Raw genomic sequence first — 23882 nt, 5'->3', positions numbered from 1 at the left:
TGTCGTCCGTCGCCGACGCTCCGCGTCGACTCCCTCCTCCGCCTTGCAGCTGCACGCACCAGACCCCGCTCGGGTTGGCCAAGATGCACTCGGCGCTACTGCCAACCTGATCCAGAGGAAACCTCCCATGCCAGGAACCTTCGAACCGCTCCCCGGCGGCGGCGCGGCCGTCGCCCTCGACGACGTCGAGATCTCCATCATCCGCTCGCTGGCCGTCCAGCTCCTGGAACTCATCGGCCCGGGCCCCGCCGAGGACGCCCCCGACGACCCCCTCGCCGAGCTCTTCGCCGACGGTCCGAGCGAGCCGCCGTCCGACCCGGTGCTCAGGCGCCTGTTCCCGGACGCCTACAGCGACCCCGAGGGCACTCCCCAGGCCAAGGAGGCCGAGGAACAGCGGGCGTACTCCTCGGAGTTCCGCCGCTACACCGAGAACGACCTGCGGACCGGCAAGCGCGAGAACGCCCTCGCGGTGGTCCGCTCCCTGGACGCGCTGAACTCCGCGGGCGAGGGCGGGGCGGTCCTCAAGCTGTCGACCGGTGAGTCCCAGCAGTGGCTCGGCGCCCTCAACGACCTGCGGCTCGCGATCGGCTCCCGCCTCGACATCACCGACGAGGAGGACACCGACCTCCTCTACCGGCTCCCGGACGAGGACCCCCGTAAGCCGATGGTGATGGCGTACCTGTGGCTGGGCGGTCTCCAGGAGACCCTCGTGACCACCCTTATGCCATGAGATGTGACGGTTTCGTGCCCGCTTTTGAGGGTGATGTGTTCGCTCAGAGGACGCTCAAATCCGGATAACGATCACGTCACCGCGCTGACGGCTTTCGCGTACGCCGGGCGCCGTTTGTCCCCTTCTTCCTGTGACCTGCGCCATATGTCGCGCAGGTGATCAACGTTGCGGCCGTGATAAATCTTCACGACCGCCCGGCGAACACCACCCGTATGTTCCGCCGGGTGCGCCACCGAGTCGGCAACCGCCGGCCAGGCACCACTCCATCAATCCGGGGGGATCGAGATCCGGTCCGCGGCCGACGAAGGCCCGGGTCGGTATGGAGAAAGGCGCACCACAGACATGACCTCCGCTCAGGTCGACACAGGCACGGGCTCAGGCTCCAAGAAGACCTCCGAAGAGGGGTACGAGCGCGGACTCGGCAGCCGCCAGGTCCAGATGATCGCGATCGGCGGCGCCATCGGCGTCGGCCTCTTCCTCAACGCCGGGGCGAACATCGCCAAGGCCGGTCCGAGCCTCATCCTCATGTACGCCGTCGCCGGCGTGATCATCTTCTTCATCATGCGGGCACTCGGCGAGCTGCTGCTCTACCGCCCGGTCTCCGGTTCCTTCGCGGAGTACTCCCGCGAATTCCTCGGCCCGTTCTTCGGCTACTTCACCGGCTGGACGTACTGGCTGCTGTGGGTCGTCACCGGTATGGCCGAACTCACCGCCGCCGCGATCTACGTCAACTACTGGTTCCCGGCCGTCCCGCAGTGGACGACGGCCCTGGTCTTCCTGGTCGTCCTGTTCGTGGCGAACCTGATCTCGGTGAAGCTGTTCGGCGAGATCGAGTTCTGGTTCTCGATGATCAAGGTCACCGCCCTCATCGGCATGATCGTGATCGGTCTCGGTGTCCTCACCTTCGGCTTCAGCGCGGCCGGCGACACCGCCGCGGTCTCCAACCTCTGGGCCTTCGACGGCTTCTTCCCCAAGGGCATCGGCTCGTCCCTGATGACCCTGCAGGGCGTGATGTTCGCCTACCTCGCCGTCGAACTGGTCGGCGTGACCGCCGGTGAGTCCGAGAACCCCGAGAAGACCCTCCCCAAGGCGATCAACACCCTGCCCTGGCGCATCGGTCTCTTCTACGTCGGTGCCCTCACCGTCATCCTGTGCGTGGTGAAGTGGACCGAGTTCGCGGCCGGCGTCAGCCCCTTCGTGAAGGCCTTCGCCGTGATCGGCATCCCGGCGGGCGCGGGCATCGTGAACTTCGTCGTCCTCACCGCGGCGCTGTCCTCCTGCAACTCCGGCATGTACTCCACGGGCCGCATGCTGCGCACCCTGGCCGACAGCGGCGAGGCCCCGCAGGCCTTCAACAAGCTCTCCGTCACCCGCACCCCGGCGCTGGCCATCACGGTCTCCGTGCTCTTCATGGGCATCGGCGTGGTGCTGAACTACGTCGTACCGGAGAAGGCCTTCGGGTACGTCGTCTCCGTCGCGACCGCGGCCGGCATCTGGACCTGGCTGATGATCCTGGTCAGCCATGTGCGCTACCGCCGCGAGGTCGTGGCAGGCCGGCTGCCCGCCTCCTCCTTCCCGGCGCCGGGCGGCTCGGTCGGCAGCTGGATCGCCATCGTGTTCCTGCTCTTCGTGACCTGCCTGATCGCGTACGACGCCGACTCCCGCGTCTGCCTGTACGTGATGGCCGGATGGGCCGCCGCGCTGGGGATCGGCTGGGCCGTACTGAAGACCCGGAACCCGCAGATCACGGACCGGCGGGAGCCGGAGTTCGACAAGGTTTCCGGATAGAGAGTCCGGCATATGGGCTGCCCCGTACCACTCCTCGGTACCGGGCAGCCCTTCTGCTTATCCTGACCACCATGCTGACCATCACCCAGGCCCTCGTCGACCAGATCGTCGCGCACGCGCGCAAGGACCACCCCGACGAGGCGTGCGGAGTCGTCGCGGGACCGGCCGGGGCGGACCGCCCCGAGCGCTTCATCCCCATGCTCAACGCCGCCATGTCGCCCACGTTCTACGAGTTCGACTCCGGCGACCTGCTCAAGCTCTACCGCGAGATGGACGACCGCGACGAGGAGCCGGTGGTCATCTACCACTCCCACACCGCGACCGAGGCCTACCCGTCCCGCACGGACATCTCCTACGCCAACGAACCCGGCGCCCACTACGTCCTGGTCTCGACGGCGGACACCGACGGCCTCGGCGACTTCCAGTTCCGCTCCTACCGGATCGTCGAGGGGGAGGTAACCGAGGAGGAGGTCACGGTCGTCGAGGCCTACTGATCTCGCGATCCGGTCGGGAACCATCCAGTATGCGAGATCACACTCCGGGACCCGGACCGGGAATCGATACGATGAGCCCATGGTTCTGAACGACGTGAGCGAGAAGACGCCGGGCATCCTGCTCGTGGCGCGCCTGCACGTCGACCTGTGCAGGCTGAACAGCGCCATCTGTTGACCTTCCCTGCCGCCGTACGGCCGTGAGCCGCGGCGCGCGTTCGCCGTGCGCCCACCGACCAGACCACTTTCCGACAGGAGCCCGCACCATGGCCATCGAGGTCCGCATCCCGACCATCCTCCGCACCTACACCGACGGCCAGAAGGCGGTGCAGGGCAACGGGAACACCCTCGCCGAGCTCTTCTCCGACCTCGAGACCCGGCACGCGGGCGTCCAGGCCCGCATCGTGGACGGCGGCGAGCTGCGCCGCTTCGTCAACGTCTACCTGAACGACGAGGACGTCCGCTTCCTCGACGGCATCAACACCAAGCTCACCGACGGCGACAACGTCACGATCCTGCCGGCCGTGGCCGGCGGCATGGCCTGATCGTCGATGCGTTACGACTCCCCGCTGGCCGCGGTGGGCAACACCCCTCTGGTGCGCCTGCCGCGGCTCTCGCCGTCCGCCGACGTCCGCATCTGGGCCAAGCTCGAGGACCGCAACCCGACCGGCTCGGTCAAGGACCGCCCCGCCCTGCACATGATCGAGCAGGCGGAGAAGGACGGCCGCCTCACACCCGGCTGCACCATCCTGGAGCCCACCTCCGGCAACACCGGCATCTCCCTCGCGATGGCCGCCAAGCTCAAGGGCTACCGCATGGTGTGCGTGATGCCCGAGAACACCTCGCAGGAACGCCGCGAACTGCTCGCCATGTGGGGCGCCGAGATCATCCCGTCCCCGGCCGCGGGCGGCTCCAACACCGCCGTACGGGTCGCCAAGGAGCTGTCCGCCGAGCACCCCGACTGGGTGATGCTCTACCAGTACGGCAACCCCGACAACGCGGGCGCCCACTACGCGACCACCGGCCCGGAGATCCTCGCCGACCTCCCCTCGGTCACCCACTTCGTCGCGGGTCTCGGCACCACCGGCACCCTGATGGGCGTCGGCCGCTTCCTGCGCGAGCACCGGCCGGACGTGAAGATCGTCGCCGCCGAACCGCGCTACGACGACCTGGTGTACGGCCTGCGCAACCTCGACGAGGGCTTCGTACCCGAGCTGTACGACGCCTCCGTCCTCACCACCCGCTTCTCCGTCGGCTCGGCGGACGCGGTCACCCGCACCCGCGAGCTCCTCCAGCAGGAGGGCATCTTCGCGGGCGTCTCCACGGGCGCCGCCCTGCACGCGGCGATCGGCGTCGGCAACAAGGCCGTGAAGGCCGGCGAGAGCGCGGACATCGTCTTCGTCGTGGCCGACGGCGGCTGGAAGTACCTCTCGACGGGCGTCTACACGGCGGCCACGACGGAGGAAGCGATCGAGACACTGCAGGGGCAGCTCTGGGCGTGACGTTCTACGTCGCCAGGTGACGGACCTGGTCCCACAGGACCGGGTCCACCACCCCCACCTTCCGCCTGAAGTCCCCCACCGGCACCGCCCGCAGCTCGTCGGTCTCCAGGAAACTCGCCCGCCCCTGCGCGTCCCCGACGGCACCCGGCGGCAGCGGGATCACCCCGGACCGCTCGTCGTGGTACTTGCTGGTGATCTTCGCGACGGTCGCCCGCCTCCCGTGCACCGCGAGCACCAGACAGGGCCGGTCCTTGCCCCCGGGCCCGTCCTCGTACGGCACGCTCGCCCACCAGATCTCCGCGGGCCGCGGCCGCACCACGGTCCGCCCGGACGGACGGCCGACCCGGTCCGCGCGCCCCTTCGGCCGGCGCCCCCGGCCCCAGCCGTCCACGAGCGTGGCGACCAGCGCCAGCAGTACCACCGCCGCGAGCGCGAGCCACCAGGACGTGTCCATGAGGACGACGTTACCGGCGCGCGATCAGGCCCGCGCGCCCTCTGCGCAAGCCGTAAGCGCGGTCACACTCCCCACGCGCCGCGGGTCCAGCCGAACCGGTGACACCACAGGTGAGTTCGCCCACAACAGCCCTTGGCGGAGGAGCGACCGGAGGTTTTGCGCCTTACGCTCGACGGACCGCACGACCCCCGTCTCCATCCCGGAAAAGTTCCCGCCAGCGGAGGTTTCTGTTTTATGAAGCTCACCGTCGTCGGCTGCTCGGGGTCGTTCCCGTCCGCGGAATCGGCCTGCTCGAGCTACCTCGTCGAGGCCGACGGCTTCCGGCTGCTTCTCGACATGGGCAACGGTGCCCTTGGCGAGCTGCAGCGCCACTGCGGTCTCTACGACCTCGACGCGATCTTCCTCAGTCATCTGCACGCCGACCACTGCATCGACATGTGCGCGTACTTCGTCGCGCGCTACTACCGCCACGACGGCGGCCGCTGCGACCCCATCCCTGTCTACGGCCCCGAAGGCACCGAACACCGCCTCACCACGGCCTACGCCGACACCCCCACCGCCTCCTCCATGAGCGAGGTCTTCGACTTCCACACGGTCAAGCCGTCCACCTTCGACATCGGCCCGTTCACGGTCCACACGGAGCGAGTGGCGCACCCGGTGGAGGCGTACGGCATCCGCGTCGAACACGGCGGGAAGTCCCTGACGTACTCCGGCGACACGGGCCTCAGCCCCGCCCTGACCGAACTCGCCCGCGACACCGACCTGTTCCTGTGCGAGGCGGCCTTCACGCACGGCAAGGAGAACATTCCCGACCTGCACCTCAACGGCCGCGAGGCGGGTGAGACGGCGGCCCGCGCAGGCGCCCGCCGCCTGGTCCTCACCCACATCCCCCCGTGGACCGACCCCCAGGTCAACCTCGCCGACGCACGCACGGCCTTCGACGGCCCGGTGGAACTGGCGGCGCCGAGACTGTCGTACGAGATCTAGCGCCCTGTACGTGCCCGAAGGCCCCGGAACCTCGCAGGTTCCGGGGCCTTCATGCTGCGGGAGAGCCTTACTTCGCCTCCGCCTTCTGGAGTTCCGCGAGTTCCTCGTCGGACTCGCGGCCCGGCGTCGGGAGATTGAACTTGATGATCGCGAAGCGGAAGACGACGTAGTAGACCACCCCGAAGCACAGGCCCACCAGGACCAGGCCCCACGGATTGGTCGCGATACCGAGGTTCAGACCGAAGTCGATCGCGCCGGCAGAGAAACCGAAACCGTCCTTCATGCCGAGCGACCAGGTCAACGCCATGGAGACACCCGTGAGGACCGCGTGGATCGCGTACAGGACCGGCGCGATGAACATGAACGTGAACTCGATCGGCTCGGTCACACCCGTGAAGAACGAGGTCAGCGCGATCGAGAACATCATGCCGCCGATGACCTTGCGGCGCTCGGGGCGGGCGCAATGCACGATCGCCAGGCACGCGGCCGGCAGACCGAACATCATGATCGGGAAGAAGCCGGTCATGAACTGGCCGGCGGTCGGGTCACCGGCCAGGAAGCGCCCGATGTCACCGCTCTTGCCGTGGTAGTCGCCCGCCTGGAACCACGGGAACGAGTTCAGCAGGTGGTGCATACCGATCGGGATCAGCGCGCGGTTCGCGACACCGAAGATGCCGGCGCCGACGGCGCCCGAACCGACCAGCCACTCACCGAAGTTGTGCAGACCCGTGCCGAGGACCGGCCAGATGTAGCCGAAGACGATGCCGATGAGCAGGCCCGCGAAGGCCGACAGGATCGGCACCAGGCGGCGGCCGCCGAAGAAGCCCGCCCAGTCCGGCAGCTTGGTGCGGTAGAAGCGCTGGTAGAGCAGTGCGACCACGAGGCCCATCACCACACCGCCGAGGACCTTGGCGTCCACCGGCGCGTCGACCATGACGACCTTGCCGTCGACGGCCGTGGCCACCTTCGGCAGGTTCTTGTCCGTGAACGTGGCCAGCACGTTCTTGAACACCAGGTAGCCGACGACCGCGGCGAGCGCCGTCGAGCCGTCCGACTTCTTGGCGAAACCGATCGCGATGCCCACGGCGAACAGCAGCGCCATGTTGTCGAGAATCGCGTTGCCGCCCGCCGCCATGAACCCCGCTATCTTCGTGAAGAAGGTCGGGAAGGACGGGCGTCCGAGCATGTCGTCGTTGCCCAGGCGCACCAGGAGGGCGGCGGCGGGCAGGACGGCCACCGGCAGCATCAGGCTGCGGCCGATGCGCTGCAGCACCGCCATCACACCGGCGCCCTTCTTCTTCTCGGCCGCGGGAGCGGCGCTGGCCGTGGTCATGACTTCCTCCTGGGGATCCTCCCGGACGAGGGCCGGGGGAGGGCGGGGCGCCGCCCGGGGACAAGGGAGAGGGACGGCAGCGTCTATGGTCTACACCACTCAGTGGTGTAGACCTGTTCTAGCATGATGAAGGCCAGATAAGGAACCCGTTGTTCCCGTGACGGAACCATCACGCACCGTGCTCGACCGCGGGCATCGCGAATGGCCCCCGGGCGGCTGTCCGAGGGCCCACCCCTCACGGGTTGGCGGCCCCCTGTCGGGTGGTGTAGACCAGTTACGCTCACTAAGTTGGGCCAACTGTGCATGAGGAGACCGACATGGCCACCAAGGCTGAGAAGATCGTCGCCGGGCTCGGCGGTATCGACAACATCGAAGAGATCGAAGGCTGCATCACCCGCCTCCGCACCGAGGTCATCGACCCCGGCAAGGTCGACGAAGCCGCCCTCAAGGCCGCCGGCGCCCACGGCGTCGTCAAGATGGGCACCGCCATCCAGGTCGTCATCGGCACCGACGCCGACCCCATCGCCGCGGACATCGAGGACATGATGTGAGCGAAGGACATGCTGTGAGCGACTGAAACTCACTCGTGAGGGGCTCTTCCCGCCGGGGGAGGAGCCCCTTCCGCAGGTACGGCTAGGCTCAACGCCATGTCTCGAATCGACGGCCGCACCCCCGAACAACTCCGCCCGATCACCATCGAACGCGGCTGGAGCAAGCACGCCGAGGGCTCCGTCCTCGTCTCCTTCGGCGACACGAAGGTCTTCTGCACCGCCACCGTCAGCGAAGGCGTCCCCCGCTGGCGCAAGGGCAGCGGCGAAGGCTGGGTCACCGCCGAGTACTCCATGCTGCCCCGCGCCACCAACACCCGCGGCGACCGCGAGTCCGTCCGCGGCAGGATCGGCGGCCGTACGCACGAGATCAGCCGCCTCATCGGCCGCTCCCTGCGCGCGGTCATCGACTACAAGGCACTCGGCGAGAACACCATCGTCCTCGACTGCGACGTCCTCCAGGCCGACGGCGGCACCCGCACCGCCGCCATCACCGGCGCCTACGTCGCCCTGGCCGACGCCGTCGCCTGGGCCCAGGGCAAGAAGCTCGTCAAGGCCGGCCGCCAGCCGCTCACCGGAACCGTGAGCGCGGTCTCCGTCGGAATCGTCGGCGGAGTACCCCTCCTCGACCTCTGCTACGAGGAGGACGTCCGCGCCGACACCGACATGAACGTCGTCTGCACCGGCGACGGCCGCTTCGTCGAGGTCCAGGGCACCGCCGAGGCCGAACCCTTCGCCCGCGACGAGCTCAACTCCCTCCTCGACCTCGCCGTGTCGGGCTGCTCGGAACTCGCTGTCCTGCAGAGCAAGGCGCTTGATACGGTCCTCGAAAGGTAAAGGGACCGCCAAGAACGGTGGCCGACGCACGCAACCCGACCGGCCGCCCCGGCGTCTTCGGGAGTACGGGCGCCCGCTGTGCACAACGGGCGCCCGGCCAGTCAACGGGGGCCTCCTGAGGCCTGCCACAGGGAGGTAACAGATCCATGGCCGCGAGCCGACGCCGCCGTAGTCGCCGTATCACCATCGCCGCCGCGGTGGCCGCCGTAGGACTCACGGTCGGCCTCACCACCGGCTGCGACGCCGTCAGCAAGGCACTGGACTGCGTCCAGACCGCCGAGGCGGTCGCCGACAGCGTCACCGACCTCCAGCAGGCCGTGGAGAACGCGTCGAACGACCCCACCCGGATCGACGATGCGCTCACCTCCATCGACCAGAACCTCGACGAGATCGGCGACAAGACCGACAACGCCGACGTCAACCAGGCGGTCGACAACCTCAACGAGGCCGTCACCAACGTCCGTACGGCGGTCAAGAACGGCGACGAGACGCCGGACCTGAGCCCGATCACCGACGCGGCAGGCGAGTTGACGAAGGTCTGCACCCCCTGACACCGGCTGGATACTGGTGGGCATGACCCGCCTGATCCTCGCCACCCGCAACGCCGGGAAAATCACCGAACTCCACGCGATCCTCGCCGACGCAGGCCTGCCCTTCGACCTCGTCGGCGCGGACGCGTACCCCGAGATCCCCGACGTCAAGGAAACCGGCGTGACGTTCGCCGAGAACGCCTTGCTGAAGGCCCACGCCTTGGCCCAGGCAACGGGCCTGCCCGCGATCGCCGACGACTCGGGCCTCTGCGTAGACGTCCTCAACGGCGCCCCGGGAATCTTCTCGGCCCGCTGGTCGGGAACCCACGGCGACGACAAGGCCAACCTGACACTGCTGTTGGCCCAACTGTCGGACATCGCCGACGAACACCGCGGCGCCCACTTCGCCTGCGCGGCGGCCCTGGCACTGCCGGACGGCACGGAGAGGGTGGTCGAGGGCCAACTGGGCGGCATCCTCCGCCACACCCCTGTCGGCACGAACGGCTTCGGTTACGACCCGATCCTCCAGCCGGAGGGGGAGACGCGGACGTGCGCCGAGATGAGTGCGGACGAGAAGAACGCGATCAGCCATCGGGGGAAGGCGTTTCGGGCGCTGGTGCCGGTGGTGCGGGAGTTGTTGGGCTGACCAGTACGAACGGAGGGGCCATCCTGGACGGACGGCCCCTCACAGTGTGCGGCCGATGGGATTCGAACCCACATGGGCAAACGCCCCGAGGCACCTAAAACCTCTGCTTATACCATTCAGCAACGGCCGCCTGCCCGCCCATGCTACCGGGGACGAGCTGCCCGTCTATTCCCACCTCGGCACCAGGTACTGGTGATCGCGTGACAGTTGGGGCACAGTAACCGCAGGTTCTCGCGGCGGTCATCGCGCCAGTCCCCGTTGACGTGGTCAACTTCAAGCGTCATCGGCTTTCCGAGCCACTCGGGGCCGATTCCGCACTCCCAGCATTCTTCGGGGACGCCAACTTCGTGAAGTGCGCGCCGCAGCAGGTGAGTTCGGGTCCGGCGCTGGCCGTTGTGCTGGACGAGGATGTCCTCGGCGGGTTTGGGTGGGGTCGGCCCCGACCCTCCGCGCTGATGTGCCTGTCCCAGGAAGTGGGATGTGTCGAGGTCGTCTTCGGCGACCCACTGGCGCAGCAGCATGCGTGTCAGGCTGCTGTACGGGGCCATGCTCAGTGAGCGCAGAGCGCCAGCGATGGATGTCGCCCCCTCGACCGCCTGCCGCAATTCGTGGGTTGTCGGCCTCGTCGGCTCCTTGCCCCGGGTCCTGCGCGCCATGTGGGTGACGTCGATCCCGAAGTGGTCGAAGCGCCGGAAAAGATGGCGGCGGAGATTGGCGTACGGCCGTGTTCCAAAGTAGGCGATGACCTCGTCGATGTCGGAGCATTGTGCGGCTGCTTCTGCCAGTCGCTCGCGTGTGTATTGCACACCGCCGCTCATCGGGCATCCCCCCTGACGCGCCCCTTTCCGCGGCCTCGATAGCTGTCCGTGGTGGAGTGGCAGTTGGGACAGAGGAAGCGCAGGTTCTCGATCCGGTTATCGCGCCAGTTGCCGTCGATGTGGTCGACCTCCAGCGGGAGCGGACGACCCCGCCACATCGCTTCCGTACCGCAGAGCGCGCACCGCTCCTGCACCCCTACGGTCGTCATCGCCCATCGGAGTCGGTCACTCGGGATGCGCCGGGCTTCTGCCAGCGGCTGTTCGACGAGTACTCCCTCCGAAGTCCGTGGGCGCCGCGGTTTGCCTCGCTGCGTCGGCAACCGGAAGTGCGACGTGTCGATCCCGTACGCCTTGATCCGTCGACTGATGTGCGTATGGTGCCCGCCGACCACCTCCAGCCCGAGCTGACGCAGCACGTCGCACATGTTCGTGGAGGAAGCTACCGCCTGCTCCAGCACCTCCCGCGTCCACTTCACCCCCTCCCGCTCGAAGTGGGAGGCATCCACCCCCAGTTTCTTCATCCGGTCGAGGATGTAGCGGCGAGTCGAACTCCGCGGATCCACCCCCAACCTCCCAAGCGCCTCCGACAACGTCCGAGCCCCCCGAGCCGCCTCCTCCAGCCGCTCCTTGGTGTACGCACTGGCACCCACTGAACCCCTCCGTTCCCGACCGCATGTTCGCGGCCTCGTACGGAGTAACGAACCGCTTATCCGACAGTCACGCCCGAAACGTAAAGCGGCTCGCACCCGGCATTCCGGTGCGAGCCGCTTCGGCGAGGGAAATGCGGAGGCTCAGATACCCAGGTCCTTGATGATCTTCGCCACGTGGCCCGTCGCGCGGACGTTGTACAGGGCCCGTTCGACCTTGCCCTGCTCGTCCACGATGATCGTGGAGCGGATGACGCCCATGTAGGTCTTGCCGTAGTTCTTCTTCTCGCCGTAGGCGCCGTAGGCCTCGGTCACGGTCTTCTCCGGGTCGGCCAGGAGCGTGACCTTCAGGGATTCCTTGTCGCGGAACTTCGCCAGTTTCTCCGGGGCGTCCGGGGAGATGCCGAGGACGTCGTACCCCGCGCCGGCCAGCACCTCCAGGTTGTCGGTGAAGTCGCAGGCCTGCTTCGTGCAGCCCGGGGTCAGGGCCGCCGGGTAGAAGTAGACGATGACCTTGCGGCCCTTGTGGGCGGAGAGGGACACGTCGTTGCCGTCGGCGTCGGGCAGGGTGAAGGCGGGGGCCACGTCCCCGGGCTGGAGTCGCTCGCTCATTGGGTCAGCGTAACCGGGGGTCCTGACAGTGCGGTCGCGGTCGGAACTGACAGACTGTCCAGGACACGTAGCAGCGACCCCGGAGGCCCCACCGTGGCGGACACGTCGGACATCAGAACCCCGGCGCAGATCGAGGCGGACATCAAGCGCCGCCGCGAGTTGCTGGCCGATACCCTCGACGAGATCGGGGTGCGGGTGCACCCGAAGACGATCGTCGGCGACGCCAAGGCCAAAGTCGTCTCCAACATCGACCACACGCTCGGGCGGGCGTACGTCTCCGTCAACAAGGCCGTCACGGACGTGAAAGCCCAGTTCGTGGACGAGAAGGGCGCGCCCCGGCTGGAGCGCGTCGTGCCCGTCGCCCTCGTCGCTGTGGGACTCGTGGGGCTGCTCGCCCTGGGAACCCGGCGTCGCAAGGGCTGACCCGGCCGCGTACACGGGCGCCGAGGACAGGTAGGTTCAGTGGCGTGAGCGCGAAGAGAAACGACACCCCGCACGACAAGCTGCCCATCCGGATGCTGCACGACCGTGTACTGGTGCGGCAGGAGAACGGTGAGGGCGAGCGGCGGTCGGGCGGCGGCATCCTCATTCCCGCCACCGCGGCCGTCGGACGCCGGCTGGCCTGGGCCGAGGTGGTCGCCGTGGGGCAGAACGTACGGACCGTGGAGCCCGGTGACCGGGTGCTGTACGACCCCGAGGACCGGGCCGAGGTCGAGGTGCGCGGGACCGGTTACGTCCTGATGCGTGAGCGTGATCTGCACGCCGTGGCGGCCGACCGGTTCGAGGGTTCCGAGGACTCGACGGGCCTGTACCTGTAGACAGCAGTCCGAGAGGGGCCGGTGACCTTCGTCACCGGCCCCTTTCGCCCTGTCGCGGGGCGGTCAGTCCCGTCTGGACGTGGTCACCAGGCCCGCGCCCTCCGTCGTCGCCCCGCCGCTCGGTGTGTCTCCGGTGGTTCCCCCGGTCGTGTCACCGGTCGTGCCGCCGCCGTTAGTGCCGCCGCCGTTCGTGGTGCCCCCCGTGGTCCCGCCGGTCGTCGTGCCCCCGTCGGTCGTACCGCCGCCGGTGGTCGTGCCGCCGTCGGTCGTGCCGCCCGTCGTGGTGTCGCCGCCGGTCGTGGTCGCGCCGCCGTTGTCCTGGCCCTGGGTCTGGCCCTCGGTCTGGCCCGGGGTCTCCTCGCCGCCGGTGGTGTCGCCGGTGGCGCCGCCGTCGTCCTGGCCGCCCGTGGTCGGGTCGACCGGGGCCTGGCTGCTCGGGGCCTGGACCTCGGCGCCCGGCTGGAGCTCGAGGTCGAAGTCGGTGACCGGCTTCCCCTTGAGGGCGGCCTTGGTGTACTGCGCCCAGATCTCGGCGGGCGGCCCGCCGCCGTTGACGCGCTCCAGGCCCATCGTGTTGTAGAGCGACTTGTGGGCGGCGGTCACCGGGTCCTGGCCCATGACGGAGACGACCGTGGCGAGTTCGGGGGTGTAGCCGGCGAACCAGGCCGCGGTGTCCTCCTCGGCGGTGCCGGTCTTGCCGGCGGCGGGGCGGCCGGCGGCCTGGGCGGCGGTGGCGGTGCCGTTCTCGACGACGCTCTGCAGGATCGAGGTGGTGGTGTCGGCGGCCTCGCGGCTGACGGCCTGCTCGGTCTTCTTCTGGGGCAGCTCGACGGTCTCCGCGCCGTCCTTGGTGATCTTTTCGATCATCGTGTACGTGCCGTGCCGGCCGTGGTTGGCGAGGGTGGCGTAGGCCTCCGCCATGTCGAGGACGCTCGCGGTGTTCACGCCGAGAGCGATCGAGGGTGTCCCCGTCAGGTCCGGGGTGTCGGAGGGGATGCCCAGGTCGATCGCGGTCTGCTTGACCTTGTCGGCGCCGACGTCGACGGCCATCTGTGCGTACACCGAGTTGACGGACTTGTCGGTGGCCTCGCGGACGGTGATCTCGCCGTAGGAGCCCTGGTCCTCGTTCTCGGGGGCGTAGGTGCCGCCGTTCCAGCCGACGACCGGGCGTTTGTTGGTGCCGTCGTAGTAGGTGTTGGGGGTGATGGTCTGGCCGTCCTGCGTCTCGGAGTCGTTCTGGACGGCCGAGGCGAACACGATGGGCTTGAAGATGGAGCCGACCTGGAAGTCGCCGCGGGTCGCGCCGTTCGTGTACTGCTTGACGTAGTCGATGCCGCCGTACATCGCGACGACCTTGCCGGTCTTCGGGTCGACGGAGGCGCCGCCCGCGCGGACGTAGTTGTCGGCCTTGTTGTTCTTCTTGTCGAGCTTCTTCATCACCTGGTCGTTGACGGCCTTGACGAAGGCGTCCTGCTTGGGCTTTTGCAGGGTGGTGGTGATGCGGTAGCCGCCGGCCTCCAGCTGCTCCGCGGTGACGATCTTGTTGGTGGTGAGGTAGTCCTTGATCGCCTGCACGATGTATCCGCGCTGCCCGGACAGGCCGGTGGAGACGGTCTGCTCCTTCGGCATCGGGAACTTCAGACCGGTGCGGTCGGACTGGGCCAGCCAGCCCTTCTTGACCATGCCGTCCAGGACGTAGTTCCAGCGGGCCTCGGCCGCCGCCTTGTTCTCGGGGTGCGCGACGACGTCGTACTCGCTCGGCGCGTTGACCAGCGCGGCGAGGTAGGCAGCGTGGGCCGGGTCGAGGTCGTCGGCGTCGACGCCGTAGTAGGCCTGGGCGGCGGACTGGATGCCGTACGCGTTGCGGCCGAAGTAGCTGGTGTTGAGGTAGCCCTCGAGGATCTGGTCCTTGGACTGCGTGCGGTCCAGCTTGATCGAGATGAAGAACTCCCTGGCCTTGCGGGTGACCGTCTGTTCCTGGGCCAGGTAGTAGTTCTTCACGTACTGCTGGGTGATCGTCGAGCCGGACTGCTTGCCCTTGCCGGTGGCGGTGTTCCAGCCGGCGCGGAGCATGGCCTTGGGGTCGATCGCGGACTCGCTGTAGAAGTCGCGGTCCTCGGCGGCCAGTACGGCGTGCTGGGCGTCCTTGGAGATCTGTGCGAGGGAGACGTTCTCGCGGTTGACCTCGCCGTCGCGGGCGAGCTGGCTGCCGTCGGCGTAGAGGTAGACGTTGGACTGCTTGGTGGCGAGCGCGTTGGCCGGCGGGATCTTGACCATGGAGTAGCCGAGGAAGAACAGGCCGGCCAGGACGATCAGCCCGAGGACGAAGGTGCCCAGCACCATGCGCCAGGTCGGGATCACCCGTCGCCATCCGGTGCGCTTGGGCCGCTTGGCCTTCTTCTTCCCGCCGGGCTCTTCAGCCGCTTGTGGGTTGCTCGGTGCCCAGCCCTCGGTGGGCTGCTGCGGCTGGTCGCTCATGTCGTGCACGGACTCCTGTTTCGCCTCGTACGTTCCCGTACGCCCTCGTACGCCTTCTGCGTCCCCTCTTGAAGACTCTCGCACCGTGCGTTCCGTTCCCGGATATGGCGCGCGTCTCCCCGGGAAAAATGGGTGGCCCGCCTCGTCACCTGCGCACTAGGCTCCTGCGCTTTGGTGCCGGCGGGCCGAGGAGGGCTGTGGATGTGGGTTCCTGGCGGTTGTACGCGGCCGTCGCGGCGGGGGGATTCAGACGGTATGCGACATATCGCGCGGCCACGCTCGCAGGGGTGTTCACCAACACCGTCTTCGGTGTGATCCTCGTCTACACCTATCTCGCGCTGTGGGACGAGAAGCCCCATCTCGGGGGCTACGACCAGGCGCAGGCGGTCACCTACGTATGGCTGGGGCAGTGCCTGTACTCGACGCTGGCCATCCAGGGCGGCGGTGCCGAGAAGGACGTGATCGAGCGGATCCGCACGGGTGAGATCGCGGTCGATCTGTACCGGCCGGCCGATCTCCAACTGTGGTGGCTGGCGAGCGACTTGGGCCGGTCCCTGTTCCAGCTGGTGGGCCGCGGCGTGATCCCCTTCACCTTCGGCGCGCTGTTCTTCCCGATGGCGCTGCCCACCGACGTCATGTCCTGGGCGGCCCTGTTCGTGGCGCTGCTGCTCGCGATGGTCGTCAGCTTCGGGATCCGCTATCTGGCCGCCCTGAGCGTGTTCTGGCTCATGGACGGCATGGGCATCATGCAGGCGGTGATGATCACGGGCGTCTTCTGCTCGGGCATCGTGTTCCCCCTCAACGCCTTCCCCGGGGTGCTGGGCGACATCGTGCAGGCGCTGCCGTGGGCGGCGCAGCTCCAGGTGCCGGCGGACGTGCTGATGGGGGAGACGGATCCGCTCGGGGCGTACGCCTTCCAGGCGACGTGGGCGGTGGTGCTGCTGGCGGCCGGGCGGCTGCTGCAGTCGGCGGCGACGCGGCGGGTGGTGGTGCAGGGTGGCTGAGACGTCCCGTCTGGGTGAGGGTGTGCGGGCCTACTGGCTGATCGCGGGCATGTGGGTGCGGTCCGCCATGACCTACCGCACCTCCTTCGTCGTCACCATGTTCGGCAACCTGCTGATGACCTGCCTGGACTTCGTCGGGATCCTGCTGATGTTCTCGCAGGTCGACTCGCTGGGCGGCTGGGGCCTGCCCGAGATCGCCTTCCTCTACGGCCTCTCGGTGACCGCCTTCGGCATCGCCGACCTGGTGCTCGGCTCGATGGACGTGCTGGGCGGCCGGATCCGTGACGGCTCCTTCGACATCCTGCTGGTGCGGCCGGCACCGGTGCTCGCACAGATCGGGGCGGACCATTTCGCGGTGCGCCGCCTGGGCCGGATCATCCAGGGCACGGTGGTGCTGGTGTGGGCGCTGGCTTCGGTCGACGTCGACTGGAGCGTGGCGAAGGTGCTGCTGGTGCCGGTGATGCTGGTCAGCGGCGCGGTGATCTTCAGCGCGGTGTTCGTGGCGGGCGCGGCCTTCCAGATCTTCGCGCAGGACGCCTCCGAGGTGCAGAACGCGTTCACGTACGGCGGTACGACCCTGCTGCAGTACCCGCCGACGGTGTTCGGGAAGGACTTCGTGCGTGGGGTGACGTTCATGCTGCCCCTCGCCTTCGTCAACTGGGTGCCGGTCTCTTATGTGTTGGACCGTCCGTACCCGCTGGATCTGCCGCAGTGGGCGGTCTTCGCGTCGCCGCTGGTGGCGGTGGCGTGCTGTGCGCTGGCCGGGCTCGCGTGGCGGGCGGGGCTCGGGTCGTATCGGAGTACCGGGAGTTAGCGATGGACGCCTTCATTGAACTGGACCGCGTCGAGAAGGTCTTCGACGTGCGCAAGAAGACCGGCTTCCTGAAACGGGAGCGGCGCCAGGTGCGGGCGGTCGACTCGATCTCCTTCAGCGTGGCGCGCGGCGAGATGGTCGGGTACATCGGCCCGAACGGCGCCGGCAAGTCGACGACGATCAAGATGCTGACGGGCATCCTGACCCCGAGCGGTGGTCGGCTGCGGGTGGCGGGGATCGACCCGTCCCGGGAGAGGACGAAGCTCGCCCACCGCATCGGCGTGGTCTTCGGCCAGCGCACGACCCTGTGGTGGGATCTCCCGCTGATCGACTCCTACAAGCTGATGCACCGCATGTACCGCATCCCGGACGCCCGTTACCGCGAGAACCTCGACCGCTGTGTCGAACTCCTCGAACTGGCCGACCTGTTGGACGTCCCGGTACGACAGCTGTCGCTGGGCCAGCGGATGCGGGGTGACATCGCGGCGGCCCTGTTGCACGACCCCGAGGTGCTGTACCTGGACGAGCCGACCATCGGACTCGACGTCATCTCCAAGGCCAAGGTGCGCGGATTCCTGCGGGAGTTGAACACCGAGCGCGGCACGACGGTCCTGCTGACCACGCACGACCTCCAGGACATCGAGCAGCTCTGCTCGCGCGTGATGGTCATCGACCACGGGCGCCTGATGTACGACGGTCCCCTCGCCGGTCTCCACGAGGTGGGCGAGAGCGAGCGCACCCTAGTGGTGGACCTGGAGCGGGAGTTGCCGCCGATCGAGGCGCCGGGCGCGCGCGTGGTGAAGGTGGAGGGGCCGCGGCAGTGGCTGGCGTTCCCGGCGTCCGAGTCGGCGGCGCCGCTGGTGGCGCGGGTCGCGGCGGAGTATCCGCTGGTGGATCTGTCGGTGCGGGAGCCGGACATCGAGGCGGTGATCGCGAAAATGTATGCCGGAGAAGCGGAGAAAGCGGTGTCGTAGCCGTGGGGTGAGGTAACTCGTAGGCTGCTGTACATGACCGACGCTGTGTCTTCTGGGGGGACACCCCCCAGGCCCCCCGGCCCAGAGCTGCGTGCCTCCGACGCCGATCGTGAGCGAGTCGCCGAGGTCCTGCGGGACGCCCTCGCGGAGGGGCGGCTCGACATGGAGGAGTTCGAGGAACGGCTGGACGCGACGTACAAGGCGCGGACGTACGGCGAACTCGCGCCGATCACCCGGGATCTTCCGGTCGGCCAGGTGGCCGTTCCCAAGGTCGACATGCTGAAGCGGCCTGAGCCGGACGGGAGTTGGGCGTCCCGGATCGTCGGCGGTGAGGGCTCGTCCACGTGGGCCGTCGCCGTGATGTCCGGGTTCCAGCGCAGGGGGCGGTGGACCGTGCCCCGGCGGTTCAACTGCTTCGCCTTCTGGGGCGGTGGTGAGCTCGATCTGCGGGAGGCGAACTTCGCCGACGGCGAGGTCGAGATCAACTGTGTCGCGATCATGGGCGGGGTACAGGTGATCGTGCCGCCCGGGGTCGAGGTCGTGGTGCGGGGGATCGGGATCATGGGCGGGTTCGACCACCGCGAGCAGGGTGTCCCGGGGGAGCCGGGGGCGCCTCGGGTGGTCGTGACCGGGTTCGCGTTCTGGGGCGGGGTCGGGGTCGAACGGAAGCCGACGAGGGCCGAGCGGCAGCGGCTCCGTGAGGAGCGGCGGCAGCAGCGGCTGGATCGCCGGGAGGCTGCTCGGGAGCTGAGGGAGTCGGTCCGGGATGTCCGCGACGCGCATCGGCGGATGATCGGGGGACACCACGACATGATGCGGGGCCGGCGCCGACGGGGTGAGGACTGAGCTGTCGGTGGGCGGGTGCGGGTGAGTTGTGGCTGGTCGCGCCCCGCGGCGGAGCCGCTGATGTCACAGCCCCGCGCCCCTGAGTGGGTGCAGTCGAAGCATGCCTGGCTGCACCCAGCCGTTTGGGGGCGCGGGGAACTGCGCGACCAGCCCCCACCGGCCCGCAGTCACAAACGTGCCGCCGTCGATCCCTTCAGGTACTCCAGGTCGAAGGCATCCGCCATCCGCTCGTACCCCTTGTCGTTCGGGTGGAGCCGGTCCCCCGAGTCGTACATCGCGCGGAGCCTGCGGGGGTCGTAGGGATCCCTCAGTGCCTTGTCGAAGTCGACCACCGCGTCGTAGACCCTGCCCGAACGGATCTCCGCGTTGATGGTCTGGCGGACGCCCTCGCGGGCCTCCGTCCAGGTCGTGCGCCTGCCGACGGGCATGAGGGTCGCGCCGACGACCTTGATGCCGCGGGCGTGGGCCTGGCGGACCAGGTCGCGCAGGCCGGTGAGGACCTTCTGGGGGTCGGCGGTGCCGGGGGTGCGGAGGAGGTCGTTGATGCCGAGGTCGATGACCACGATCTTGACGTTGGGGCGGTCCAGCACGTCCCGCCGGAAGCGGCGGATGCCCGCCTGGTTCTCCAGGGGACGGCCACGGGCGTCCGAGAGGACCCGGTTGCCGCCGATCCCCGCGTTGACGACGCTGTAGCGGGGCAGGTCCCGGCCGGCGGCGAGCGCGGTGCGCAGGCGCCGGTTCAGGTAGTCGGGCCAGCGGGCGTTCGCGTCGGCGGTGGAGTTCTTGCCGTCGGTCAGCGAGTCGCCGAAGGCGACCACCGTGCCGTCGGCCTCGCCGCTGAGCACGTCCAGCGCGGTGAGATACCGCCAGCGGTCGACCTGTTCGGTGTACGCCGTCCCGGTCTCGTCCTCGGTGAGGTCGCCCTCGCCGGCGTACGACGTCTGCCGTGCCGTCGGGTGGTAGGTGACCGGCCCGGACAGGCTGGGGGAGTAGGTGGTGACGAGGACGTCGCTGTCCGCCGGGACGGCCAGGGCGGCGGCGTCGCTGAGTACTTGCCGGCCTGCCGCGATGACGACGGTGGTGTTGCCGGCGAACGTGAGCGGCCGCATGGTTCCGGCGCGCGCGGCGGCGGTCTTCGTGCCGGCGGCGAGGGCGATCGAGGCGTGTGTGATGGTCAGCGTGGTCCGGCCGTAGAGATTGGACAGCGTGACGCGGGCACTCGTACCGCCGACGGCGGCGTGGACGACGTTGCGGACGGAGCGGCCGGTCATGCCTTCGGCCTGGGTGCCGGGCTCGGCGCCGACCGGGGAGGCGGACCAGGTGCCGACCCAGACTCCGGCGGAGGCGGGTGCGGCGGAGGGGCGTGCGGGTCGGGAGCCGGACAGTGAGGTGCGGTCCCTGGTGCCGGTGTCGGCCGCCACTCCGACGTAGATGGCGGTGGACATGGCCACGATCACGGCGATGATCGCGGCAAGCAGGGCGTAACCATGACGCCGAGTCATGTGGTGCTGTTCTCCTAGGGCGATGGGAGCCCGGGGCTCCGATCTGATCACCTCATGATGAGGCATGAACCCGGGGGCGAGTGACGAGACCCCCTCCGGTTCGCTCGTCCGGAATGACGCTGGGAACTCTTGTTCCGTTCCGGGAGTAGCTCAGGAAGGGACAATGTGTGAGGGATCACCGAACGGGTGGAGCGGATGGAACGCACGAAACCGCAGGAAACGGGACCTTCTGACGTGGAGCAGCATGCCCGGCCGGACGGGGCCGTGAACCGTGCCGTCCCCGCTTCGGCCGTACGTGCGATGAACACCTTCAGCGAGGCGGACCTGGAGAAACAGCGCGGGGTGCGGCGGATGAAGCTCACCGCGGCCGGGCTGCTGCTGTTCGTGGCGGTGGTGTACGTCCTCGCCACGTGGGCGCACAACTCCGGGGCCGGTCCCTGGGCCGGCTACGTCGCCGCGGCCGCCGAGGCCGGCATGGTGGGCGCGCTCGCCGACTGGTTCGCGGTCACCGCCCTCTTCCGCCACCCGCTCGGCCTGCCCATCCCGCACACGGCGATCATCCCCACCAAGAAGGACCAGTTGGGGGTGTCGCTGGGAGAGTTCGTCGGCGAGAACTTCCTCTCGGAGGATGTCGTACGACAGCGGCTGCGTGCCGTGGGGATCGGCAGCCGGCTGGGGGCATGGCTGGCCGAGCCCGAGCACGCCGACCGGGTCACCGCGGAGCTGTCGGCCGCGCTCAGGGGCGCCCTGACCGTCCTGCGGGACTCCGACGTCCAGGCCGTGGTCGGGGAGGCGATCACCCGGCGGGCCGACGCCCAGGAGATCGCGCCCGGCATCGGGAAGATGCTGGACAAGGTCGTCGCCGACGGGGGGCACCGGCGGGTCGTCGACCTGGTGGTGGCCCGGGCCCACGACTGGCTCGTGCTCCATGACGAGCAGGTCATGGACGCGGTGCAGGGGGGCGCGCCCGGCTGGACCCCGCGTTTCGTCGACAAGAAGGTCGGCGAGCGGGTCTACAAGGAGCTGCTGCGCTTCGTCACCGAGATGCGGGACATGCCGTCCCATCCGGCGCGGGGCGCGCTGGACCGGTTCCTGACGGACTTCGCCTCCGACCTCCAGTCCGACACGGACACACGCGCGCGTGTCGAGCGGCTCAAGGGCGAGGTGCTGGGGCGCGGTGAGGTCCAGGACCTCATCGCGTCCGCCTGGACCGCCGTACGGTCGATGATCGTCGCCGCCGCCGAGGACGAGCGCAGTGAGCTGCGGCTGCGGGTGCGGGCGTCGCTGCTGTCGCTGGGGCAGCGGATGGCCGTCGACCCGAAGGTGCAGTCGAAGGTCGACGGGTGGGTGGAGGGGGCCGCGGTGTACGTGGTCACCACCTACCGGCGGGAGATCACCTCCCTGATCACGGACACGGTGGCCGGGTGGGACGCCGAGCACACGACGCGGAAGATCGAGGCGCATATCGGCCGTGACCTGCAGTTCATTCGGATCAACGGCACGGTGGTGGGGTCGCTCGCGGGGTTGTTGATCTATACGGTGTCGCGGGCGCTGGGGGCGTAGGCGGGGTGGTGGGGGGCACCCGGGTGGGGTTCGCCCGAGGATTGCCCGACGATCGCCCGAGGGGCGCCCGGGGGTCGCTCGAGGATCGCTCGATGGGGAGGGAGCCTTTCCGTGACCACAGTCCAAGCCGATACCGGCCGTACCGTGACGACGAACATCCCCGCCCGGCTCGACCGGCTTCCCTGGTCGCGCTGGCACTGGACGATCGTCATCGGACTCGGCACCGTGTGGATCCTCGACGGCCTGGAGGTCACGGTCGTCGGCAACATCGCGAGCCGGCTCTCGGAGCCCGGGAGCGGCCTGTCCATCTCCTCCGGGCAGGTCACCGGGATCGCGGCGGCGCTGTATGTGGCCGGGGCGTGCTTGGGGGCGCTGTTCTGGGGGCGGTTGACGGACAAATGGGGCCGCAAGAAGCTCTTCATGATCACGCTGGCCGTGTATCTCGCCGCTACGGCGCTCACGTCGGTCGCCTTCGAGTCGTGGTGGTTCTTCCTGTTCCGCTTTCTGACCGGGTTCGGGATCGGCGGGGAGTACGCGGCGATCAACTCCGCGATCGACGAGCTGATTCCGGCGCAGTACCGGGGCCGGGTCGACCTGATGATCAACGGGAGTTTCTGGCTGGGAGCGGTGGGTGGTTCGCTGCTGTCGATCGTCGCGCTGAACACGGACATCTTCGCGAAGGACGTGGGGTGGCGGCTGACGTTCGCGTTGGGGGCGGTGCTGGCGTTCGTGATCCTTCTCGTACGGCGGCATGTGCCGGAGAGTCCGCGGTGGTTGCTGATCCATGGGCGGGACGAGGAGGCCGAGCGGATCGTCACGTCGATCGAGGAGCGGGTGGCGGCGGAGAGGGGCGGCGAGTCGCTGCCGCGGGCCGAGGGTGAGATCACGATCCACCAGCGGCGGAGTGTGACGTTCGTCGAGATCGCGCGGACGGTGTTCTCGGACTACCGGCGTCGGTCCGTGCTGGGGTTCTCGCTGTTCATCGGCCAGGCGTTCTTGTACAACGCGATCACGTTCGGGTTCGGGGCGATCCTCACGACGTTCTTCGACGTGCCGACGGGGGACACCGGGTACTACTTCGCGGTCATCGCGATCGGTAACTTCTGTGGGCCGCTGTTGCTGGGGAAGCTGTTCGACACGGTGGGGCGGCGGGTGATGATCTCGTCGACGTATCTGCTGTCGGGGCTGCTGCTGTTCGGGACTGCGTGGTTGTTCGACCAGGGGTCGTTGAGCGCGGGCACGTTGACGGCGTGCTGGTGTGCGGTGCTGTTCTTCGCGTCGGCGGGGGCGTCGAGCGCGTACCTCACGGTGTCCGAGGTGTTCCCGATGGAGACGCGGGCGATGTCGATCGCGTTCTTCTACGCGCTGGGCACGGCGGCGGGTGGCATCAGCGGACCGCTGCTGTTCGCCGACCTCACGAACACGGGCAAGGTCGGCGACACGGTGCTGGCCTTCCAGATCGGGGCGGGTCTGATGTGCGCGGCGGGTCTGGTGGCGGCGTTCCTGGCGGTGCGGGCGGAGCGGCGGTCGCTGGAGGACATCGCGAAGCCGTTGACTGCGTCGGCGTGAGCGGGTGCGGCTGGGTGGGGGCGGGCGTTTTTGCGCAGTTCCCCGCGCCCCTTTTGTGCCTGCGGCGGCCTGTTTCTGTTCGGTGGGGGCTTGTGTAGCGCGTGGGGTCTGGTGGGTGGGTCGGGGCCGGGGGGGGGGGTATCCGTCCTCGGTCCGGCGGTTGCTGTTGCCTCAGCTGTACTGGATAACGGACGCCGGCCGCTGCGGGCGGACACCCCCCACCCCGGCCCCTTGCCGCCGTACGCGGCTTGCGGCCCGTCGTGGCGCGCGGTGCGGCAAACGGTCCGTTGTGGCGGGGGTGACTGCAACTCCCTAGGGGCGCGGGGAACTGCGCGACCAGCCCCCACCGGCCCGCACCCGCCCGACCACCGCACCCGGCACCCCCGTGGGC

Annotated in this window: 26 protein-coding genes and 1 tRNA gene; 19 read left to right on the top strand and 8 right to left on the bottom strand. The window is 68.9% G+C overall.

All coding sequences use genetic code 11. The annotated features are described in order from the left end of the window. The first annotated feature begins 127 nt into the window (after window positions 1-127). The 6 genes from ACIBJB_RS42660 to ACIBJB_RS42635 all read left to right on the top strand — a co-directional run bounded on the left by ACIBJB_RS42660 (window position 128) and on the right by ACIBJB_RS42635 (window position 4511). The gene (locus ACIBJB_RS42660) at window positions 128-730 is read left to right on the top strand and encodes a DUF2017 domain-containing protein (protein WP_398939443.1); all 603 of its coding nucleotides are present in this window, start codon (window positions 128-130) and stop codon (window positions 728-730) included. A 342-nt stretch (window positions 731-1072) separates the two neighbouring features. Continuing rightward, complete coding sequence (locus ACIBJB_RS42655) at window positions 1073-2518, top strand: amino acid permease (RefSeq protein WP_398939442.1); 1446 nt, start codon at window positions 1073-1075, stop codon at window positions 2516-2518. A gap of 71 nt (window positions 2519-2589) precedes the next feature. Continuing rightward, the gene (locus ACIBJB_RS42650) at window positions 2590-3012 is read left to right on the top strand and encodes a Mov34/MPN/PAD-1 family protein (protein WP_398939440.1); all 423 of its coding nucleotides are present in this window, start codon (window positions 2590-2592) and stop codon (window positions 3010-3012) included. Window positions 3013-3091: 79 nt separating this feature from the next. After that, a complete protein-coding gene (locus ACIBJB_RS42645; protein WP_020940333.1) occupies window positions 3092-3187 on the top strand; it encodes a putative leader peptide in 96 nt (31 codons plus the stop codon). 88 nt (window positions 3188-3275) lie between these two features. Then, window positions 3276-3554, top strand: coding sequence for a MoaD/ThiS family protein (locus tag ACIBJB_RS42640; RefSeq protein ID WP_398939437.1), 279 nt, complete (start codon window positions 3276-3278; stop codon window positions 3552-3554). Window positions 3555-3560: 6 nt separating this feature from the next. Then, complete coding sequence (locus ACIBJB_RS42635; RefSeq protein WP_398939435.1) at window positions 3561-4511, top strand: PLP-dependent cysteine synthase family protein; 951 nt, start codon at window positions 3561-3563, stop codon at window positions 4509-4511. A 4-nt stretch (window positions 4512-4515) separates the two neighbouring features. On the opposite strand, the gene ACIBJB_RS42630 is transcribed toward ACIBJB_RS42635, so the two are convergent. Then, a complete protein-coding gene (locus tag ACIBJB_RS42630) occupies window positions 4516-4965 on the bottom strand; it encodes a type II toxin-antitoxin system PemK/MazF family toxin (protein WP_398939433.1) in 450 nt (149 codons plus the stop codon). A gap of 234 nt (window positions 4966-5199) precedes the next feature. Between ACIBJB_RS42630 and ACIBJB_RS42625 the strand changes: the two genes are divergently transcribed. Then, window positions 5200-5952 (top strand): MBL fold metallo-hydrolase, encoded by a 753-nt coding sequence (locus tag ACIBJB_RS42625; protein ID WP_398939432.1) that lies wholly within the window; start codon window positions 5200-5202, stop codon window positions 5950-5952. Between the two features lie 67 nt (window positions 5953-6019). Here ACIBJB_RS42625 and ACIBJB_RS42620 read toward each other — a convergent pair whose 3' ends face one another. Then, window positions 6020-7285: a PTS transporter subunit EIIC gene (locus ACIBJB_RS42620; RefSeq protein WP_398939430.1), complete on the bottom strand. Its 1266-nt coding sequence runs from the start codon at window positions 7283-7285 to the stop codon at window positions 6020-6022. Between the two features lie 317 nt (window positions 7286-7602). Here ACIBJB_RS42620 and ACIBJB_RS42615 point away from each other — a divergent pair, with 317 nt between their 5' ends. The 4 genes from ACIBJB_RS42615 (at window position 7603) to rdgB (ending at window position 9846) form a co-directional block, all read left to right on the top strand. After that, a complete protein-coding gene (locus ACIBJB_RS42615) occupies window positions 7603-7836 on the top strand; it encodes a glucose PTS transporter subunit EIIB (RefSeq protein ID WP_398939428.1) in 234 nt (77 codons plus the stop codon). A gap of 96 nt (window positions 7837-7932) precedes the next feature. Continuing rightward, the gene (gene rph, locus ACIBJB_RS42610) at window positions 7933-8670 is read left to right on the top strand and encodes a ribonuclease PH (protein WP_398939426.1); all 738 of its coding nucleotides are present in this window, start codon (window positions 7933-7935) and stop codon (window positions 8668-8670) included. Between the two features lie 146 nt (window positions 8671-8816). Then, window positions 8817-9221 carry a hypothetical protein gene (locus ACIBJB_RS42605; RefSeq protein ID WP_398939425.1) on the top strand — a complete coding sequence of 135 codons (405 nt, stop codon included), beginning with the start codon at window positions 8817-8819 and terminating at the stop codon, window positions 9219-9221. A 22-nt stretch (window positions 9222-9243) separates the two neighbouring features. Beyond that, window positions 9244-9846: an RdgB/HAM1 family non-canonical purine NTP pyrophosphatase gene (gene rdgB, locus ACIBJB_RS42600; RefSeq protein WP_398939424.1), complete on the top strand. Its 603-nt coding sequence runs from the start codon at window positions 9244-9246 to the stop codon at window positions 9844-9846. 47 nt (window positions 9847-9893) lie between these two features. Here the strand turns inward: rdgB and ACIBJB_RS42595 are convergent. The 4 genes from ACIBJB_RS42595 to bcp form a co-directional block, all read right to left on the bottom strand. After that, window positions 9894-9976: transfer RNA gene (locus tag ACIBJB_RS42595), tRNA-Leu, on the bottom strand. Window positions 9977-9989: 13 nt separating this feature from the next. After that, the gene (locus ACIBJB_RS42590; RefSeq protein WP_398939422.1) at window positions 9990-10664 is read right to left on the bottom strand and encodes an HNH endonuclease; all 675 of its coding nucleotides are present in this window, start codon (window positions 10662-10664) and stop codon (window positions 9990-9992) included. Further along, entirely contained in the window at window positions 10661-11314 is a 654-nt protein-coding gene (locus ACIBJB_RS42585; RefSeq protein ID WP_398939420.1) for an HNH endonuclease signature motif containing protein, read from the bottom strand. The genes ACIBJB_RS42590 and ACIBJB_RS42585 overlap by 4 nt, the downstream gene beginning before the upstream one ends. A gap of 141 nt (window positions 11315-11455) precedes the next feature. Beyond that, window positions 11456-11923: a thioredoxin-dependent thiol peroxidase gene (bcp, locus tag ACIBJB_RS42580; RefSeq protein ID WP_398939418.1), complete on the bottom strand. Its 468-nt coding sequence runs from the start codon at window positions 11921-11923 to the stop codon at window positions 11456-11458. Between the two features lie 93 nt (window positions 11924-12016). On the opposite strand from bcp, the gene ACIBJB_RS42575 reads away from it, so the two are divergent. Both ACIBJB_RS42575 and ACIBJB_RS42570 read left to right on the top strand, forming a co-directional pair. Continuing rightward, entirely contained in the window at window positions 12017-12346 is a 330-nt protein-coding gene (locus ACIBJB_RS42575) for a DUF3618 domain-containing protein (RefSeq protein ID WP_398939414.1), read from the top strand. Between the two features lie 44 nt (window positions 12347-12390). Then, on the top strand, window positions 12391-12741 hold the full coding sequence (locus ACIBJB_RS42570) for a co-chaperone GroES (protein ID WP_123761009.1): 351 nt from the start codon (window positions 12391-12393) through the stop codon (window positions 12739-12741). 63 nt (window positions 12742-12804) lie between these two features. Here the strand turns inward: ACIBJB_RS42570 and ACIBJB_RS42565 are convergent, their stop codons facing one another. After that, on the bottom strand, window positions 12805-15219 hold the full coding sequence (locus ACIBJB_RS42565; RefSeq protein WP_398939412.1) for a transglycosylase domain-containing protein: 2415 nt from the start codon (window positions 15217-15219) through the stop codon (window positions 12805-12807). A gap of 203 nt (window positions 15220-15422) precedes the next feature. On the opposite strand from ACIBJB_RS42565, the gene ACIBJB_RS42560 reads away from it, so the two are divergent. From ACIBJB_RS42560 to ACIBJB_RS42545, 4 genes are read left to right on the top strand one after another with little or no spacing between them, the layout of a single operon-like run. Next, the gene (locus ACIBJB_RS42560) at window positions 15423-16223 is read left to right on the top strand and encodes an ABC transporter permease (protein WP_398939481.1); all 801 of its coding nucleotides are present in this window, start codon (window positions 15423-15425) and stop codon (window positions 16221-16223) included. Beyond that, entirely contained in the window at window positions 16216-17037 is an 822-nt protein-coding gene (locus tag ACIBJB_RS42555; RefSeq protein ID WP_398939411.1) for an ABC transporter permease, read from the top strand. Before ACIBJB_RS42560 ends, ACIBJB_RS42555 begins: the two co-directional genes overlap by 8 nt. A gap of 2 nt (window positions 17038-17039) precedes the next feature. After that, the gene (locus ACIBJB_RS42550) at window positions 17040-18011 is read left to right on the top strand and encodes an ATP-binding cassette domain-containing protein (protein WP_398939410.1); all 972 of its coding nucleotides are present in this window, start codon (window positions 17040-17042) and stop codon (window positions 18009-18011) included. 33 nt (window positions 18012-18044) lie between these two features. Next, window positions 18045-18857 (top strand): DUF1707 domain-containing protein, encoded by an 813-nt coding sequence (locus ACIBJB_RS42545; protein ID WP_398939409.1) that lies wholly within the window; start codon window positions 18045-18047, stop codon window positions 18855-18857. A 167-nt stretch (window positions 18858-19024) separates the two neighbouring features. Here the strand turns inward: ACIBJB_RS42545 and ACIBJB_RS42540 are convergent, their stop codons facing one another. Beyond that, window positions 19025-20359 (bottom strand): SGNH/GDSL hydrolase family protein, encoded by a 1335-nt coding sequence (locus ACIBJB_RS42540; protein WP_398939408.1) that lies wholly within the window; start codon window positions 20357-20359, stop codon window positions 19025-19027. Between the two features lie 195 nt (window positions 20360-20554). Between ACIBJB_RS42540 and ACIBJB_RS42535 the strand changes: the two genes are divergently transcribed. Continuing rightward, window positions 20555-21922: a DUF445 domain-containing protein gene (locus ACIBJB_RS42535; RefSeq protein ID WP_398939407.1), complete on the top strand. Its 1368-nt coding sequence runs from the start codon at window positions 20555-20557 to the stop codon at window positions 21920-21922. 111 nt (window positions 21923-22033) lie between these two features. Continuing rightward, window positions 22034-23491: an MFS transporter gene (locus tag ACIBJB_RS42530; protein WP_398939406.1), complete on the top strand. Its 1458-nt coding sequence runs from the start codon at window positions 22034-22036 to the stop codon at window positions 23489-23491. The last annotated feature ends 391 nt before the right edge of the window (window positions 23492-23882 follow it).

This window comes from Streptomyces sp. NPDC050759, from assembly GCF_044456945.1.
Lineage (GTDB): Bacteria > Actinomycetota > Actinomycetes > Streptomycetales > Streptomycetaceae > Streptomyces.
This window is presented reverse-complemented; position numbering and strand designations above follow the sequence as displayed.

Bases quoted from the DNA above. Each gene is read 5' to 3' on its own strand.
- ACIBJB_RS42550 (WP_398939410.1), top strand. From the start codon at position 17,040: ATGGACGCCTTCATTGAACTGGACCGCGTCGAGAAGGTCTTCGACGTG.
- ACIBJB_RS42630 (WP_398939433.1), bottom strand. From the start codon at position 4,965: ATGGACACGTCCTGGTGGCTCGCGCTCGCGGCGGTGGTACTGCTGGCG.
- ACIBJB_RS42625 (WP_398939432.1), top strand. From the start codon at position 5,200: ATGAAGCTCACCGTCGTCGGCTGCTCGGGGTCGTTCCCGTCCGCGGAA.
- ACIBJB_RS42590 (WP_398939422.1), bottom strand. From the start codon at position 10,664: ATGAGCGGCGGTGTGCAATACACACGCGAGCGACTGGCAGAAGCAGCC.
- ACIBJB_RS42655 (WP_398939442.1), top strand. From the start codon at position 1,073: ATGACCTCCGCTCAGGTCGACACAGGCACGGGCTCAGGCTCCAAGAAG.
- ACIBJB_RS42650 (WP_398939440.1), top strand. From the start codon at position 2,590: ATGCTGACCATCACCCAGGCCCTCGTCGACCAGATCGTCGCGCACGCG.
- ACIBJB_RS42535 (WP_398939407.1), top strand. From the start codon at position 20,555: ATGGAACGCACGAAACCGCAGGAAACGGGACCTTCTGACGTGGAGCAG.
- ACIBJB_RS42635 (WP_398939435.1), top strand. From the start codon at position 3,561: ATGCGTTACGACTCCCCGCTGGCCGCGGTGGGCAACACCCCTCTGGTG.
- ACIBJB_RS42645 (WP_020940333.1), top strand. From the start codon at position 3,092: ATGGTTCTGAACGACGTGAGCGAGAAGACGCCGGGCATCCTGCTCGTG.
- ACIBJB_RS42660 (WP_398939443.1), top strand. From the start codon at position 128: ATGCCAGGAACCTTCGAACCGCTCCCCGGCGGCGGCGCGGCCGTCGCC.
- ACIBJB_RS42615 (WP_398939428.1), top strand. From the start codon at position 7,603: ATGGCCACCAAGGCTGAGAAGATCGTCGCCGGGCTCGGCGGTATCGAC.
- ACIBJB_RS42565 (WP_398939412.1), bottom strand. From the start codon at position 15,219: ATGAGCGACCAGCCGCAGCAGCCCACCGAGGGCTGGGCACCGAGCAAC.
- rdgB (WP_398939424.1), top strand. From the start codon at position 9,244: ATGACCCGCCTGATCCTCGCCACCCGCAACGCCGGGAAAATCACCGAA.
- ACIBJB_RS42605 (WP_398939425.1), top strand. From the start codon at position 8,817: ATGGCCGCGAGCCGACGCCGCCGTAGTCGCCGTATCACCATCGCCGCC.
- rph (WP_398939426.1), top strand. From the start codon at position 7,933: ATGTCTCGAATCGACGGCCGCACCCCCGAACAACTCCGCCCGATCACC.
- ACIBJB_RS42540 (WP_398939408.1), bottom strand. From the start codon at position 20,359: ATGACTCGGCGTCATGGTTACGCCCTGCTTGCCGCGATCATCGCCGTG.
- ACIBJB_RS42545 (WP_398939409.1), top strand. From the start codon at position 18,045: ATGACCGACGCTGTGTCTTCTGGGGGGACACCCCCCAGGCCCCCCGGC.
- ACIBJB_RS42620 (WP_398939430.1), bottom strand. From the start codon at position 7,285: ATGACCACGGCCAGCGCCGCTCCCGCGGCCGAGAAGAAGAAGGGCGCC.
- ACIBJB_RS42640 (WP_398939437.1), top strand. From the start codon at position 3,276: ATGGCCATCGAGGTCCGCATCCCGACCATCCTCCGCACCTACACCGAC.
- bcp (WP_398939418.1), bottom strand. From the start codon at position 11,923: ATGAGCGAGCGACTCCAGCCCGGGGACGTGGCCCCCGCCTTCACCCTG.